Source organism: Micromonospora sp. NPDC049274 (assembly GCF_040678875.1).
Taxonomy (GTDB): Bacteria; Actinomycetota; Actinomycetes; order Mycobacteriales; family Micromonosporaceae; genus Micromonospora.
In genome coordinates, this window is the sequence record NZ_JBFAQS010000001.1 from 745,722 (window position 1) to 761,906 (window position 16,185).

At 70.9% G+C, this 16,185-nt stretch carries 12 protein-coding genes and 1 pseudogene; 9 read left to right on the forward strand and 4 right to left on the reverse strand.

Translation table 11 applies throughout. From position 1 onward, the window contains the following. The first annotated feature begins 4 nt into the window (after positions 1–4). Complete coding sequence (locus AB0K10_RS03420; protein WP_363679574.1) at positions 5–694, forward strand: ABC transporter ATP-binding protein; 690 nt, start codon at positions 5–7, stop codon at positions 692–694. Beyond that, a complete protein-coding gene (locus tag AB0K10_RS03425; RefSeq protein WP_363679502.1) occupies positions 694–1,911 on the forward strand; it encodes an ABC transporter permease in 1,218 nt (405 codons plus the stop codon). The genes AB0K10_RS03420 and AB0K10_RS03425 overlap by 1 nt, the downstream gene beginning before the upstream one ends. Here the strand turns inward: AB0K10_RS03425 and AB0K10_RS03430 are convergent. Beyond that, positions 1,879–2,739 carry a YhjD/YihY/BrkB family envelope integrity protein gene (locus AB0K10_RS03430; RefSeq protein ID WP_363679504.1) on the reverse strand — a complete coding sequence of 287 codons (861 nt, stop codon included), beginning with the start codon at positions 2,737–2,739 and terminating at the stop codon, positions 1,879–1,881. The two genes, AB0K10_RS03425 and AB0K10_RS03430, sit on opposite strands and share 33 nt — an antisense overlap. Before the next feature lie 51 nt (positions 2,740–2,790). Between AB0K10_RS03430 and AB0K10_RS03435 the strand changes: the two genes are divergently transcribed. Further along, the gene (locus AB0K10_RS03435) at positions 2,791–3,342 is read left to right on the forward strand and encodes a GNAT family N-acetyltransferase (protein ID WP_363679506.1); all 552 of its coding nucleotides are present in this window, start codon (positions 2,791–2,793) and stop codon (positions 3,340–3,342) included. A 273-nt stretch (positions 3,343–3,615) separates the two neighbouring features. After that, a complete protein-coding gene (locus tag AB0K10_RS03440) occupies positions 3,616–7,584 on the forward strand; it encodes a CARDB domain-containing protein (RefSeq protein WP_363679508.1) in 3,969 nt (1,322 codons plus the stop codon). Between the two features lie 402 nt (positions 7,585–7,986). On the opposite strand, the gene AB0K10_RS03445 is transcribed toward AB0K10_RS03440, so the two are convergent. Next, positions 7,987–8,430 (reverse strand): hypothetical protein, encoded by a 444-nt coding sequence (locus AB0K10_RS03445; RefSeq protein WP_363679510.1) that lies wholly within the window; start codon positions 8,428–8,430, stop codon positions 7,987–7,989. A gap of 544 nt (positions 8,431–8,974) precedes the next feature. Between AB0K10_RS03445 and dxr the strand changes: the two genes are divergently transcribed. From dxr to ispG, 3 genes are read left to right on the forward strand one after another with little or no spacing between them, the layout of a single operon-like run. Continuing rightward, on the forward strand, positions 8,975–10,186 hold the full coding sequence (gene dxr, locus AB0K10_RS03450) for a 1-deoxy-D-xylulose-5-phosphate reductoisomerase (RefSeq protein WP_363679512.1): 1,212 nt from the start codon (positions 8,975–8,977) through the stop codon (positions 10,184–10,186). After that, positions 10,186–11,436 (forward strand): site-2 protease family protein, encoded by a 1,251-nt coding sequence (locus AB0K10_RS03455; RefSeq protein WP_363679514.1) that lies wholly within the window; start codon positions 10,186–10,188, stop codon positions 11,434–11,436. Before dxr ends, AB0K10_RS03455 begins: the two co-directional genes overlap by 1 nt. Positions 11,437–11,445: 9 nt before the next feature. Continuing rightward, positions 11,446–12,618 (forward strand): flavodoxin-dependent (E)-4-hydroxy-3-methylbut-2-enyl-diphosphate synthase, encoded by a 1,173-nt coding sequence (ispG, locus tag AB0K10_RS03460; RefSeq protein WP_363679516.1) that lies wholly within the window; start codon positions 11,446–11,448, stop codon positions 12,616–12,618. A gap of 70 nt (positions 12,619–12,688) precedes the next feature. Here ispG and AB0K10_RS03465 read toward each other — a convergent pair whose 3' ends face one another. Next, the gene (locus tag AB0K10_RS03465; protein WP_363679518.1) at positions 12,689–13,279 is read right to left on the reverse strand and encodes a PadR family transcriptional regulator; all 591 of its coding nucleotides are present in this window, start codon (positions 13,277–13,279) and stop codon (positions 12,689–12,691) included. A gap of 111 nt (positions 13,280–13,390) precedes the next feature. On the opposite strand from AB0K10_RS03465, the gene AB0K10_RS03470 reads away from it, so the two are divergent. Together AB0K10_RS03470 and AB0K10_RS03475 are read left to right on the forward strand one after the other, a co-directional pair. Continuing rightward, positions 13,391–14,614 (forward strand): MFS transporter, encoded by a 1,224-nt coding sequence (locus tag AB0K10_RS03470; protein WP_363679520.1) that lies wholly within the window; start codon positions 13,391–13,393, stop codon positions 14,612–14,614. A gap of 57 nt (positions 14,615–14,671) precedes the next feature. Beyond that, complete coding sequence (locus tag AB0K10_RS03475) at positions 14,672–15,511, forward strand: GNAT family N-acetyltransferase (protein ID WP_363679522.1); 840 nt, start codon at positions 14,672–14,674, stop codon at positions 15,509–15,511. A gap of 419 nt (positions 15,512–15,930) precedes the next feature. Here the strand turns inward: AB0K10_RS03475 and AB0K10_RS03480 are convergent. After that, a pseudogene (locus AB0K10_RS03480) lies at positions 15,931–16,185 on the reverse strand (hypothetical protein); the annotation flags it as partial.

The following is a 16,185-nucleotide window of genomic DNA, read 5'->3' on the forward strand; positions in this document are numbered from 1 at the left end:
CCCGGTGTACGCGGAACCGGTCCTGCACCTGGAGAGGGTGAGCCGGACGTACCCGGGCGGTGTCACCGCGTTGGACGACGTCTCGCTGACCGTCCGCGCCGGTGAGCTGCTCGCCATCGTCGGACCGTCCGGGTCCGGCAAGTCGACACTGCTGAACATCATGGGCACGCTCGACCTGCCGACCAGCGGGCGGGTACGCGTCGCCGGGCAGGAGGTGACCGAACTGTCCGACCGTCGGCTCTCGGCGCTGCGCGGCCGCTGGCTCGGATTCGTGTTCCAGCAGTTCCACCTCGTCGGCGGGCTGGACGCCGCCGAGAACGTCGCCACCGGGCTGCTCTACGCCGGCGTGCCCCGTCGTCGCCGACGGCAGACGGCGACCGACGCGTTGGCCCGGGTCGGCCTCGCGCACCGGGTCGGCCACCTGCCGCACCAGCTCTCCGGTGGGGAGCGGCAGCGGGTGGCGATAGCGCGCGCACTTGTCAACGACCCCGCGTTGGTCCTGGCCGACGAGCCGACCGGCGCTCTGGACACCGCCAACGGGGAGGCGGTCCTGGCGCTCCTGCTGGCGTTGCACGCGGAGGGCACGACCATCGCCGTCATCACCCATGACCGGGACCTCGCCGCCCGGACGGCCCGACAGGTGGAGATCCGCGACGGGCGGATCGTCTCCGACACCGTTGACAGGAGTCGATGATGAGCACACCGAAGCAGGCATCCGGCGGTCGGCTGCCCCGGCTCGCCCCGACCGACGTACTCCGGCTCGGTCTGCTGGGGCTCACCAGCCGGCGGATGCGGGCGGTCCTGTCCGCCCTGGGCATCTCCATCGGCATCGCCACGATGATCGTCGTGGTGGGCATCCCGGCGTCCAGCCAGCGTGACCTGATGAACCAGCTCTCGGCTCTCGGCACCAATCTGCTGCGCGCCGAGCCCGTACCGGATCGGGACCCGCCGGTGCTTCTGCCGGAGGACTCCGTCGCGATGGTGGACCGGATCGGCCCGGTCGAGACGGTGAGCGCGGTGGCGAACACCCACGCCACGGTCCGCCGCAACGACCTGGTGGACAGGTACGACACGGCGGGACTCAGCACGCTGGCCGCGCGCCCCGACCTGCTGGAGACGGTCAACGGCCGGGTCCGCACCGGCCGGTTCCTCGACTCCGGAACGGCGAGCCTCCCGACCGCCGTCCTCGGCTACGTGGCCGCGAGCCGGCTCGGGTTCGCCACCGTGGACCCGGCTCGGCCACCCCAGGTGCTCATCGCGGAGCGGTGGTTCACCGTGATCGGCGTACTGGAGCCGTCGCCCATCGCCCCGGATCTCGACCGGTCGGTGCTTGTCGGCTGGGAGGCCGCCCGAGACCTGCTCGGCTTCGACGGCCATCCCACAGTCGTGTACGTGCGGGCCCGCGAGGACGCGTTGGAGGACGTCCGGGCGGTGCTGCCGGCCACCCTCGACCCGCAGCTACCGGGAATGGTCCAGGTGAGCCGCCCCTCCGACGCGCTCGCCGCGAAACGGGCCACCGAGAGCACCTTCTCCGCCCTGTTTCTCGGGCTGGCCGCCGTGGCCCTGCTGGTAGGCGGGATCGGGGTGGCCAACACGATGGTCATCTCGGTGCTGGAGCGCCGTCGGGAGATCGGTCTGCGTCGGGCGCTCGGCGCGAACCGGGGCCAGATCCGGGTGCAGTTCCTCACCGAGTCGGTGCTGCTGTCCGTGCTCGGTGGCGCGGCCGGGGCGCTCCTCGGTGTGCTCGCGACGACCGGCTACGCGGGTTATCAGGGCTGGCCGCCGACGATCCCGGTGACCTCGGTTGCCGGCGGCATCGGCGGCGCGCTGCTCGTCGGCATGGTGGCCGGTGTCTACCCGTCGATCCGGGCCGCCCGCCTAACTCCCACCGACGCCCTCGCCGCCCCGTGAGGCCGCCCGTTGGGCGCGCCAACGGGAGAGCGCCAGGGTCGCCGAGTAGCCGGCCAGGACGATCACGTGGAACAGGTACAGCCACAGGAGCACTGCCACACCGGCGCCGATCTCGTCGAAGCCGCCGAACGGCACGCCCAGGTCCAGCGGCAGGGACGCGAAGAGCACGAAGCCGTGCAGGAACCCGGACAGGTTCGCCGCGGTGAACGACCCGATCCCGAGGGTGGAGAGCCAGTCCGGCGAGGCCGGCCCCACCACCCGGAACACCCACACCAGCACCGGCGTGAGCACCAGCCACACGGCCAGGAACGACAGCACCACGCCCAGCGCGCCGACCCAGCCGCCCTGGGTGACCAGGTGGGTGGTGACCGGGAGCGCCAGCAGGATCGACAACAGCAGCGCGGGCGCCGGCGCGAGCAGCGGCAGCAGCAGCAGGCGACCTCGCCAACCGACCAGGTGCTCGTCGCTGCGCGGGGCCGCCACCGACACGAACGCCCGGCGCAGCCCCTCGCCGTACAGCGACGCGGGCAGCAGCGAGGCGAGGGCCAGCACCGGGGTCAACTCCACCCCGGCGTCGACGAGCGCGGCCACCGCCCGGGGCGCGCCGATCGCCGTCGGAAGGGCGTCCACGGCGTACGAGGTGAGCCGGCGTACCCGATCGGCTCCGGCGATCAGCGAGGTGAGCCAGAGGGCCAGCAGCGCCACCGGGACCACGGCGATCGCCCCGTAGAAGGTGATCGCGGCGGCGTGCAGCGACAGATCCCGCCCACGCACCGGACGGAACGCGGCACTGATGATCCGTTTCGCGCGCTGCCATCCGCTGCCCATCGTGACCTCCTTCCCCGTCGTCGGGGCGGTCACTCCTTAAGATCGCCGCCCATGACTGTTCTCACCACCGAACGCCTCATCCTGCGGGACTGGACCGACGATCCGGCCGACCTGGCCCGGATCTACGACATCTACCGACGCCCGGAGATCACCCGCTGGCTGGGCGCGGCACCGGGCCTGCCGCTGACCGACCCGGCGCAGGCCGTCGACAGGTTGCGACTGTGGCGGGAGCGGCACGCCGCCGACCACGGACGGTACGGCACCTGGGCGATCGAGGTTCGCGAGACAGGCCTGGTGGCCGGGACGGCGTTGCTCAAGCCGCTGCCGGGGCGCGACGAGGCGGTGCGTACCGAGGACATCGAGACGGGTTGGCACCTGCACCCGGATTCGTGGGGTCACGGCTACGCCACCGAGGCCGCTCGTGCGCTCCTGGCACGGGAGTTCGCCACCGGTACCCGGGAGATCTACGCGGTCGTGTCGCCGGGCAACGAGCCGTCGATGGCTGTCGCTCGGAGGTTGGGCATGACCCACGTGGGCCGACGCACCGACTGGTACGGCGGCGAGCTGCTGGAGACCTTCGTCCTGACGGCGCCGAGCGGCTGAGTTCTCGCGGAGGCGACGGCCCCGGTCGCCCGGCGACCGGGGCCGTACGTAACAAGGGCCGCCAATAGTCACGGCTGTCGAAGTGTTGACGCTCCCGTAGCACGTCAGTAACCTTTGGCCAAAGTCATGCAAGATTTGGACAATCGCGTGTCTGGTTTCTTGCATCTGCTCGGAAAACCCCGTGAACCGCTTTCGTGGTGCCCCCGCACCCACCACCTGCTCTACCCCGTGGTCCCGCCACCCGCGGCGCCGTCCCCCAACGACAGGACAGTCATGAGACGAACGAATCTGTTCCGGATGGTGGCGACGACAGTCGCGGCCACGATGATCGCGGCGGCAGGCGCGACGGCCGTGGCGACACCGGCCGCCGCCCGCCCCGTCGAGACGACCGCCGCGTCCGGCAGCGCCTACGCGGCTGCCGCCACCAACCTCGCCCAGGGTCGTCCCACCCAGGAGAGCGGCCACGCCGACGTGTACGACTCGTCGAAGGTCGTCGACGGCAACGCGGGCAGCTACTGGGAGAGCCTCAACAACTCGTTCCCCCAGTGGGTGCAGGTCGACCTCGGCTCGTCACAGTCGATCAACCAGGTCGTGCTGAAGCTGCCGACCTCCGGCTGGGGCACCCGCACGCAGACGTTGAGCGTGCGGGGCAGCGCCAACGGGTCGTCGTTCACCGACCTGGTCGGGTCGCAGACGTACACCTTCAACCCGGCCAGCGGCAACACGGTCACGATCAACGTCAGCGCGACCTCCACCCGCTACGTCCGGATCACCGTCACCGCCAACAGCGGCTGGCCTGCCGGGCAGCTCTCCGAGCTGGAGGTGTACGGCAGCGGCACCACCACCCCGGACACCACCGCGCCGAGCGTTCCGGGCAACCTGTCGTACACCCAGTCGGGCAGCACCATCAGCCTGAACTGGGTCGCGTCGACCGACAACGCGGGCGGCAGCGGCATCGCCGGCTACGACGTCTACCGCAATGGCGCGTTCCTCCAGTCCGTCGGAAACGTGACCACCTTCAACGACACCCAGCCGACCACGGCCACCGTCTCCTACTACGTCCGGGCCCGCGACGCCGCCGGCAACCTCTCCGGCAACAGCAACACGGTCACCCGTACGGGCAGCGGCGACACCACCGCGCCGAGCGTGCCGGGGACGCTGTCGCAGAGCACGTCGGGCAGCACCATCACGCTCACCTGGGGGGCCTCCACCGACTCCGGCGGCAGCGGGCTCGCGGGCTACAACGTCTACCGGGGCGGCAGCCTGATCGCGACGCTGGGCACGGTCCTGACCTATCAGGACACCCAGCCGGCGACGGCGACCGTGTCGTACTACGTCCGGGCACGCGACGGCGCGGGCAACCTGTCCGGCACCAGCAACACCGTTACCCGGACCGGCAGCAACCCGCCCGCCTGCACCAACGTGGCGCAGGGCAAGAGCATGACGGCGAGCGGCTCCACGTTCAGCTTCACCCCCGACAAGGCGAACGACGGGCAGCTCGCCACCTACTGGGAGGGCGCGGCGAGCTACCCGCAGAACCTGACCGTGGCGCTGGGCGCGAACCACTCCATCTCCGCCGTCACCGTGAAGCTCAACCCGGACTCGTCGTGGGGCACCCGTACCCAGACCATCCAGGTCCTCGGCCGCGACCAGGCGTCGTCCGCGTACACCAGTCTGGTGTCGACGGCGGCCTACCAGTTCGTCCAGGGCACCAACGCGGTGACCATCCCGGTCAGCGCCACCACCGCGGACGTGCAGTTGCGCTTCACCGGCAACACCGGCGCACCGTCCGGCCAGGTGGCCGAGCTGGAGGTGTGCGGCACGCCGGCGCCCAACCCGGACCTGGTCGTCAGCTCGGTGACCTGGTCACCCACGTCGCCCAGTGAGGCCAGCGCGGTCACGCTCTCCGCAGTGGTGCAGAACATCGGCTCGGCGTCCGCCGCCGCGACCACAGTCAACTTCAGCCTGGCCGGCGCGGTCGTCGGCAGCGCCACCGTGGGCGCGCTCGCCGCGGGCGGCTCGACCACCGTGTCGTTCAATGCCGGTACGCGGCCGATGGGCAGCTACGCCGTCTCGGCGGTGGTCGACCCGACGAACACGATCGTGGAGCAGAACAACGGCAACAACAGCCTCACGGCGGCGTCGCCGCTTGTGGTGACGCAGGCCCCCGGGCCGGACCTCCAGGTGCTCAGCATCGCGTCGAACCCGCCGAACCCGGCCGTCGGGGCGTTGGTCACCTTCACCGTGGCGGTCCGCAACCGGGGCACCACCGCGACCGGGGCGACCACCGTCACCCGGCTGGTGGTGGGCAGCACCACGCTCAACACCAGCACCGCCTCGATCGCGGCCGGCGCGACGGCCACCGTGGCCGTCACCGGTAGCTGGACCGCCACCAGCGGCGGGGCCACCATCACCGCCACCGCCGACGCGACGAATGTGGTCACCGAGACCAACGAGAGCAACAACGCGTTCAGCCAGGCGATAGTGGTCGGCCGTGGCGCCGCCGTCCCGTTCGTCTCCTACGAGGCCGAGGCCGGCCGTTACCAGGGCACGCTGCTGGAGCCCGACGCGCTGCGCACCTTCGGGCACACCAACTTCGCCAGCGAGTCGTCGGGTCGCAAGTCGGTACGGCTCACCAGCACCGGCCAGTTCGTCGAGTTCACCTCGGCCAACCAGGCCAACTCCATCGTGGTGCGCAACTCCATCCCGGACGCGCCCGGTGGCGGCGGCATCGAGGCGACCATCAGCCTCTACGTCAACGACGTCTTCTCCCGCAAGCTGACGCTGTCGTCGAAGCACAGCTGGCTCTACGGCAACACCGACGGGCCGGAGGCCCTGACCAACACCCCGCAGGCCGACGCCCGACGGCTCTTCGACGAGTCGAACGCGCTGCTGGCGCAGTCGTACCCGGCCGGCACCCGGTTCAAGTTGCAGCGCGACTCGGGTGACACCGCCTCCTTCTACGTCATCGACATGATCGACCTGGAGCAGGTGGCACCGGCGGCGGGCCAGCCGGCCGGCTGCACCTCGATCACCGCGTACGGCGCGATCCCGAACGACGGGCTCGACGACACCGCCGCCATCCAGCGGGCGGTGACCGACGACCAGAACGGTGTCATCGGCTGCGTCTGGATCCCCGCCGGTCAGTGGCGGCAGGAGCAGAAGATCCTGACCGACGACCCGCTGAACCGGGGTACGCACAACCAGGTCGGCATCAGCAACGTCACCATCCGGGGCGCCGGCATGTGGCACTCGCAGCTCTACACGCTCACCGAGCCGCAGAACGTGGTGGGTGGCATCAACCACCCGCACGAGGGCAACTTCGGCTTCGACATCGACAAGAACACCCAGATCTCCGACATCGCCATCTTCGGCTCCGGCCGGATCCGCGGCGGTGACGGCAACGCCGAGGGTGGCGTGGGTCTGAACGGTCGCTTCGGCACCGGCACGAAGATCAGTAACGTCTGGATCGAGCACGCCAACGTGGGCGTCTGGGTGGGCCGCGACTACGACAACATCCCCGACCTGTGGGGGCCGGCCGACGGGCTGGAGTTCACCGGAATGCGGATCCGCGACACGTACGCCGACGGCATCAACTTCAGCAACGGCACGCGCAACTCGCGGGTCTTCAACTCGTCGTTCCGCACCACGGGCGACGACGCGCTGGCCGTCTGGGCCAACCCGTACGTCAAGGATCGCAGCGTCGACATCGCCCACGACAACCACTTCGTCAACAACACCATCCAGCTGCCCTGGCGGGCGAACGGCATCGCCATCTACGGCGGCTACGACAACTCGATCGAGAACAACCTGATCTACGACACCGCCAACTACCCGGGCATCATGCTGGCGACCGACCACGACCCGCTGCCGTTCTCCGGAACGACGCTGATCGCCAACAACGGCCTCTACCGCACCGGTGGCGCGTTCTGGAACGAGGACCAGGAGTTCGGCGCCATCACGCTCTTCCCCTCGACCAGGGACATCACCGGGGTCACGATCCGCGACACCGACATCATCGACTCCACGTACGACGGCATCCAGTTCAAGAACGGCGGCGGCAACATGCCGAACGTCGCCATCACCAACGTACGCATCGACAGGTCGAACAACGGTGCCGGCATCCTCGCGATGAGCGGGGCGCGCGGCAACGCCAACCTGACGAACGTGACAATCACCAACTCGGCCGACGGCAACATCGTCATCCAGCCGGGCTCACAGTTCGTCATCAACGGCGGCTGATCCCGGTCACCGCTTGATCAACACGGTTCCAGTGAAGTCGGGGTGTCCGCAGGCCGCGGACACCCCGACTTCCATGAACCCGAGTCGATCACCGTGGCCTGGCGCGGTCCCAGCCTGGCGCGGCCCGGCCTGGCGCGGCCCATCGTGGCGCGGCCCGTCGTGGCGCGGCCCATCGTGGCGCGGCCCGGCCCGGCCCGGCCTGGCGCGGCCCGGCCTGGCGCGGCCCATCGTGGCGCGGCCCGTCGTGGCGCGGCCCGTCGTGGCGCGGCCCGTCGTGGCGCGGCCCATCGTGGCGCGGCCCGGCCCGGCCTGGCGCGGCCCGGCCTGGTGCGGCCCGGCCTGGTGCGGCCCGGCCTGGTGCGGCCCGTCGTGGCGCGGCCCGGCCCGGCGGGGTGGGGCCGGTCAGGCGGTCGGCACCGGCACCAGGGCCGCCGCGAGGGCCTCGGCGTTCTTCTTGTCCACCCGGGGAAAGGTCAGTGCGACGCCGTCTCCCGCGGCGCCGAAGGCGATGCGCAGCAGGCTCACGATGCCCATCTTCGCCTCGGCGAGTGCGACCTGCTCCCGAGGCACCTCGGCGAGCACACCGGTGCCGGGCCCGCCGAGGAAGGTCTGCGGCAGGAAGATCAGTCGCCGGTCGGTGAGGACGACGAACTGCTTCTTGGTCCGCGTCAGCGCGTGGCCCACCGCCCCGGCACCCGCGGTGATCAGTCCCTGCGACACGACTGTTCCGAGTCGACCGGCCGAGAAGCTCCCGACCAACGCCCGGGTCGCGGTGACCGGCTGTTCCCCGGGTTGCAGGATCGACGCCACCCGCTCGAACGCGCGGGTCTGAAGCTTCTGGTTCATGTGGTCCCCTCCGTGTTTGACCGTGATCGCCGCTGATGCTCGCGGAACAGGACAGCCCGGGCCATCCGTTGATCAGGCGCATGATCATGACGGTCAGCCATGGTCGGCGTCGGGCCGGACGGTTCAGCGGGAGCTTGGCTACCTGCTGAAACAGGCAGCCTGACGGGCAGGGCTGTGGTCCTGTCACGAGGTGAACGTCGTCTCGGATGACGACCTGTTCATTCCGGCGATTACCGTGCTGAAGGTCCCCGGCGGCAGGCGAACGGCGATGAGCATCAGGCACGGTGTTGTTGGGGGAGATCGTTTCGGCGGACGAAAGGCGCGAGGACGCGATCGACCGCCCTCGTGAGTACGCAGCCGTCAGAGTGCCCTTCTTCCTCAGGCGCTTGATCGACACGGGTTCGTTGAAGTCGGGCTGTCCGGGTGCCGGGGATAGCGCGACTTCCTTGAAGGCGAGTCGATCATCGGCGCGCGGCGCGGGCGGTGGGCGGGGAGGGCTGAGGCTCCCAGCGGGCGCTCAGTGACGGTGGGGGAGAATGGCTTCGTGACTTCACCCCGCGACCTCGTCCTGCTCGGGTCCACCGGTTCGATAGGCACGCAGGCCATCGACATCGTCCGGCGCAACCCGGACCGGTTCCGGGTGGTGGCGCTCGGCGCCGGTGGCGGCAACGTCGAGCTGCTCGCCGCGCAGGCCCTCGAACTGGGCGTCGAGGCGGTCGGGGTGGCCAAGGCGTCCGCCGCGCAGGACCTGCAACTCGCGTTCTACGCCGAGGCGAGTCGGCGTGGCTGGGCCACCGGCGACTTCAAACTTCCCAAGATCGTGGCCGGTCCGGACGCCATGACCGAGTTGGCGCAGTGGCCGTGCGACATCGTGCTCAACGGCGTGGTCGGCTCGCTGGGCCTCGCTCCTACGCTGGCCGCGCTGCGTGGTGGTCGTACTCTCGCGTTGGCCAACAAGGAGTCGCTGGTGGCCGGCGGCCCGCTGGTCAGGGCCGCGGTGACGCGGCCGGGGCAGATCGTGCCTGTCGACTCGGAGCATTCGGCGCTGGCCCAGTGCCTGCGGTCCGGGTCGCGCGGTGAGGTGCGGCGGCTGATCGTGACGGCCAGCGGCGGTCCGTTCCGGGGTCGGCGGCGCGACGAGTTGACGCGAGTCACACCGGAGCAGGCGCTCGCGCACCCGACCTGGAACATGGGGCCGGTCGTCACGATCAACTCCGCGACCATGGTCAACAAGGCGCTGGAGGTGATCGAGGCGCACGAGCTGTTCGACGTGCCCTACGCCGACATCACAGTGATGGTGCACCCGCAGTCGGTGATCCACTCGATGGTCGAGTTCGTCGACGGGTCGACGATCGCCCAGGCCAGCCCACCGGACATGCGGCTGCCGATCGCGCTCGGCATCGGCTGGCCGGACCGGGTGCCCGAGGCCGCCAGCGCCGTCGACTGGACGGCGGCGCACACCTGGGAGTTCGCGCCGCTCGACGACGTGGCGTTCCCGGCCGTGGCCCTGGCCAAGGCCGCCGGGGAGGCGGGGCGCTGCCGACCGGCGATCTACAACGCGGCCAACGAGGAATGCGTGGCCGCGTTCGTGGCGGGCCGGCTGCCGTTCCTCGGCATCGTCGACACCCTCGAACGCGTGTTGGAGGACGCTCCGGACTTCACCGAACCAGGTACCGTCGAGGACGTGCTCGCGGCCGAGTCGTGGGCGCGCGCACACGCGCAGAAGATCATCGCGGGTTCGGTGGAAGGAGCTTGATGTCGTACCTGCTCGGGGTGGTCCTCTTCGCCCTGGCCATCCTCATCTCGGTGAGTCTGCACGAGGCGGGGCACCTGCTGACCGCCAAGATGTTCGGGATGAAGGTCACCAAGTACTTCGTCGGCTTCGGCCCCACCATCTGGTCGTTCCAGCGGGGCGAGACCGAGTACGGCGTCAAGGGCATTCCGCTCGGCGGTTTCTGCAAGATCGTCGGGATGACACCGCAGGATGACGACGTCGAGCCGGGCGACGAGTCGCGGGTGATGTGGCGCTACCCGGTGTGGAAGCGGACGATCGTGATGGCCGCCGGGTCGATCACGCATTTCGCGCTCGCTCTGATCACGATCTGGATTCTCGCCGTCTCCGCCGGCCTGCCCAACCCGGACTTCCCGACCACCGAGGCGCAGGCCCGCAAGGAGCCCGCCGTCATCGAGCTCAGGCCGTGCGTGGTGCCGGAGAACGCGGTGCGGGAGTGCAGGCCCGGCGACGCCGCCAGCCCCGCCGCCCAGGGGCAACTGCGCAGCGGGGACCGGATCACCTCGGTCAACGGCACCCCGATCGGCACCTACGGCGACCTGCTCACCACGCTGCGCAATCTCAAGCCGGGGGAGACCGCACGGATCGAGTACGTCCGCGACGGTCAGACGGCCAGCGCCAGCACGGTGCTCGCGCAGACCCAGCGTCCGCCCCTGGACGATCCGAAGGGCGCCGTCGGGCCGGTGGCCGCCCTCGGCGTCGGTGTGGTGCCCAGTACGCCCACCCGCGTGACGTACGGCCCGGTCGGCGCCTTCGGGGCCACCGCCGACTTCACCGGCCAACTGGCCGTCGGCACCGCGCAGGCGTTGCAGCGCATCCCGCAGAAGGTGCCCGCCCTGTGGACCGCCCTCACCGGCGGCGAGCGGGACGTGGACACCCCGATCAGCGTCGTCGGCGCCAGCCGGCTCGGCGGGGAGGCCGTGCAGAACGACGCCTGGCTGGTCTTCTTCATGCTGTTCGTGTCGCTGAACTTCTTCATCGGCGTGTTCAATCTGCTGCCGCTGCTTCCCGTGGACGGGGGGCACATCGCCATCGCCTGGTTCGAGCGGGCCCGCTCCTGGGTCTACGCGCGGATCGGTCGGGCCGACCCGGGCCGGGTCGACTACCTCAAACTGATGCCCTTCACGTACGCGGTGATCCTGATCGGTGGCGCGTTCACGCTGCTCACCATCGCCGCGGACGTCGTCAACCCGATCACGCTCTTCTCAAGGTGAGTGCCTGAAGTGACAGCTATCAGTCTCGGTATGCCCGCCGTGCCGCCCCCGCCGCTCGCTCCCCGCCGGGCCAGCCGCCAGATCATGGTCGGTTCGGTGCCGGTGGGTGGTGGTGCGCCGGTGTCCGTGCAGTCGATGACCACCACCCTCACCTCCGACATCAACGCCACGCTCCAGCAGATCGCCGAGCTGACCGCGTCCGGCTGCCAGATCGTCCGGGTGGCGGTGCCGTCTCAGGACGACGTCGAAGCGCTGCCCGCGATCGCCAAGAAGTCGCAGATCCCGGTGATCGCCGACATCCACTTCCAGCCCAAGTACGTCTTCGCGGCGATCGACGCCGGCTGCGCGGCCGTCCGGGTCAACCCGGGCAACATCCGCCAGTTCGACGACAAGGTCAAGGAGATCGCTCGTGCCGCGGGCGCGGCGGGGGTGCCGATCCGGATCGGCGTCAACGCCGGGTCGCTGGACAAGCGCCTGCTGAGCAAGTACGGCAAGGCCACCGCCGAGGCGCTCGTCGAGTCGGCGCTGTGGGAGTGCTCGCTGTTCGAGGAGCACGACTTCCGCGACATCAAGATCTCGGTCAAGCACAACGACCCGGTCGTGATGATCCGCGCGTACCGGCAGTTGGCCGAGCAGTGCGACTACCCGCTGCACCTCGGCGTCACCGAGGCCGGGCCGGCCTTCCAGGGGACGATCAAGTCGGCGGTCGCCTTCGGCGCCCTGCTCGCCGAGGGCATCGGCGACACCATCCGGGTGTCGCTGTCCGCCCCGCCGGTCGAGGAGATCAAGGTCGGCAACCAGATCCTGGAGTCGCTGGGCCTGCGTGAGCGTGGCCTGGAAATCGTCTCCTGCCCGTCCTGTGGACGCGCCCAGGTGGACGTCTACAAGCTCGCCGAGGAGGTCACCGCCGGCCTGGAAGGGCTGCCGGTGCCGCTGCGGGTGGCCGTCATGGGCTGCGTCGTCAACGGTCCGGGCGAGGCCCGCGAGGCCGACCTCGGCGTCGCCTCCGGCAACGGCAAGGGCCAGATCTTCGTCAAGGGTCAGGTCGTCAAGACGGTGCCCGAGGCGCAGATCGTCGAGACCCTGATCGAGGAGGCGCTCCGCATCGCCGACGAGATGGGCGCCGAGCTTCCCGAGGAGCTGCGCGGGCTGGTCACCGGCCCGACCGTCACCGTGCACTGATCCTCCATTCGGAAAAGCGGCCGCCTCCCCTCGGGGAGACGGCCGCTTTCGTCTGTGCCGGCTTCGCGCGTCACTCCGATTCGGCGAGGATCGCGTACAGCTTGCGCCGCGTCTCGTCGAGCACCTTGGCGGCCCGCTCACGCTGGTCGTCGGTGCCGTTCATCATGACCTGACGCAGGGCGTTCATCGCCTGCGCGCCGGAGTCGCGGATGTCGTGCCAGCTGCTCACCGTGCCCTGGGCGACGTCCGCCCACGGAGGGGTCTGCGCCGCCTCGGTGGCCTCGGCCTGACCGGCCTCGGTGACCGTGAAGCGCTTGCGTCCGCCGCCGGCCTCCTCGGTGCTGGCGACGATCGCACCCTCGTCCTCCAGGAGTTGGAGCGTGGGGTAGATCGAGCCGGGGCTCGGTCGCCACGCCCCGCCGGTGCGGGAGTCGATCTCCTGGATCATCTCGTAACCGTGCATCGGCCGCTCGGTGAGCAGGGCCAACACCGCACCACGGACGTTGGGGCGTCGGCCCCTGCCTCGTCCGCGACCGCGTCCGCCCCAGGGGCCGCCGTGCTCGTGACCGTGCGGGCCATGGGGGCCGGGCGGGACCGGCGGGAAGCCGAACCCACGCATCCGGGCCTCGTGCATCGGGTGGTGCTGTCGTTGGAACCTCATGGGGTTCTTCCTCTCTGCGTACTGTCGCTGATGCATCAACGATATATCGGCAACGCATCGCCGACAAGGCCTACATCCAAACCGTACGTACGTCTTGTTAGAGTGTCGGACATGCGCCTGCTCCCACCGCCCGGCCCGGCCCGGATCCTCACCCTCGGCACCCTGGTCAAGACCGTCGGGCGGGGCCTCTGGCTGGTCGCCAGCGCGCTCTTCCTCACCCGTTCGGTCGGCCTCTCGGCCGCCCAGGTCGGTGTCGGGCTCACCATCTCGGCCCTCGTTGGCGTGCTCGCGAGCGCGCCGAGCGGCTATCTGGCCGACCGCATCGGCCCCCGTGGCGCACAGGTCGGCGGGCTGATCGCGGCCGGCACCCTGACCGTCGGGCTGATCACCGTCCGATCGTTCCCCGCCTTCCTGCTGGTCGGCGCCGCCACCGCACTCGCCGACGCGGTCGAGCGCGGTGCCCGCGGAGCGCTGATCGCCGGCGCGATCCCGGCCGACCAGCGGGTGCACACTCGCGCCTACCTGCGGGCCACCACCAACGTCGGGATCTCCGTCGGCGCCGTCCTCGGCGGCTTCGCCATCGCCGCCGACACCCGCGCCGGCTACCTCACGCTGATCCTGACCACGGCGGCGGCGTCGCTGGCCGCGGCGGCGATCTTCGTCCGGCTGCCCACCGTCGCACCCGTCGCCGCCCCGACGCGAGGACCCCGTCTGGTCGCCCTACGGGACCGCCCGTTCCTCACCTTCACCCTGCTCGACGGGCTGATGTCCATGCACTTCAGCCTGCTCACCCTCGCCCTGCCGTTGTGGATCGTCGGGCACACCACCGCGCCGGCCTGGATGATCTCGGTGTTGACGCTTGTCAACACCGCGCTGGTGGTGCTCCTGCAGGTACGCGCGGCACGCAGCGCCGTCACCCTGCCGGGGGCCGCCCGCGCGTCCCGCCGGGCGGGGGTCGTCATCGCCCTGGCCTGCGTACTGTTCGCCGCCAGCGGCGCGCTGCCCACACCGGGCGCCATCGGCCTGCTCTGCTGCGGTTCGCTCGCGCACGTGATCGGGGAGCTGTGGCACTCCGCCGCCGGCTGGGGCATCTCCTTCGGGCTGGCGCCCGCCGACGCGCAGGGGCAGTATCAGGGGACGTACGGCATGGGTTACGAGCTGGGCAAGATGCTCGCGCCCGTCGTGGTGACCAGCCTCGCCCTCGGTTGGGGCGTACCGGGATGGCTCGCGCTGGGCGGGCTGTTCCTCCTGCTCGGTGCCCTGGTGCCCCCGGTCGTCCGGTGGGCCGACCGGACCCGACCGGCCAGCCCGGTCACCGAGCCGCTGACCGTCTGACGGCGGGCTCGCCACTCGGCCGGCGGGGCGGGGGGTCGATCTGGCAGGCTGGTAGTCGTGCTGACGGTGCCGGTACGGCAACTGGGGGAATCGGAGCGCCGCGCGGTCGAGCGCCTGCTCGACCGTGACCCGTTCGCGGGCGCGCAGGTCGCCGAGCGCATCGCCGCGCGCGGGCTCTCCTGGTGGCGGGCCGAAGGGCGGATCCTGGGGTACGGCGCCCGGCGCAACCTCGAATCGCTGTGCTGGCTCGGCGGCAACCTGACACCGGTGCTCGCCACCGACGCCGCCGTCTCCGCCTTCGCCGACCTGCTCGCCGGGGAGGAGCGGCTGTGCTCCTCCATCGTCGGCCGCGCCGACGCCGTCCTCGGCCTCTGGGACCGGCTCTCCGCCACGTGGGGCCCCGCCCGCGACGTCCGCCCCAACCAGCCACTGCTGGCGACCGACGCGATGCCTCCCGTACCGGCCGACCCGCAGGTACGCCGCGTCCGCTCCGGCGAGGTCGACAGGCTCTTTCCTGCGGCCGTCGCCATGTACACCGAGGAGGTCGGCGTCTCCCCACTCGCCGAGGACGCCGGCCGCAGCTACCGCCGCCGGGTCAACGACCTGGTCCGCGCCGGCCGCGCGTACGCCCGGTTCGTCGACGGCAAGGTCGTGTTCAAGGCCGAGTTGGCAGTCGTGACCAAACGGACCGCCCAGGTCCAGGGCGTCTGGGTCGCGCCGGAGTGGAGAGGCCGCGGCATCGCCGCCGCCGCGATGGCCGCAGTCGTACGTGACGCCCTGCTCCGGGTCGCCCCCACCGTCAGCCTGTACGTCAACGACTTCAACCTGCCGGCCCGCCGGGTGTACGAGCGGTGCGGCTTCCAGCCGGTCGGCACGCTCGCCACGGTCCTCTTCTGACCCCTCCGGTGCGGGGACGGCCTCGTTGCGTGGCCCCGGTAGGCAGCGCGTCGAGCGCCGGGCCGGTGTCGTGGTTACCGCCGATTTCGAGAGGCCCCGGTCCGGCGGCTGCGAGTTCTGCTGTGGGTCCCTCGCCGCTCGTGTGCCGCCAGCCCATCCCGTGTCTCAGAAACGCCGGCCGTAGGTGGTCGCGTGCTTCAGATCTTGGACACTTTCCGTTCGGCCCTGACGGAAACTGTCCAAGATCTGGGGGAAGGCGAGGCCGAGGCGCCGGCCAGGTTGGCGGGCTGGGGCTGGGTGCGCCGGTGGCCGACGTCCCGGGCTCGGGATGGCGGCAGGTCAGTGGCCGGTGGCCGGGCATGCCGCTGGCCGGCACCCGGGTTCGGGTGCCGGCCAGTCGGTCGGGATCGTGCGGTGGGTCAGCTGTTCCAGTGCTGGCCGACGAGGTCGGTGGCCTGCTGCTCCCACTGGGCGTAGGCGTCGGGGTAGGCGGAGACCTGGACGGTCTGCGCGGCCTCGGTCAGCGGCATGTCCTGCCAGCCGTCAACCTGACGCAGGCCCTTGAGGAACGCGGTCGTCGAGTACTCCGGGTTGGTGATCTGCTCCGGGGTGCCCCAACCGGAGGAGGGGCGCTGCTGGAACAGGCCCAGCGAGTCGTGGTCGTTGGCGTCGCC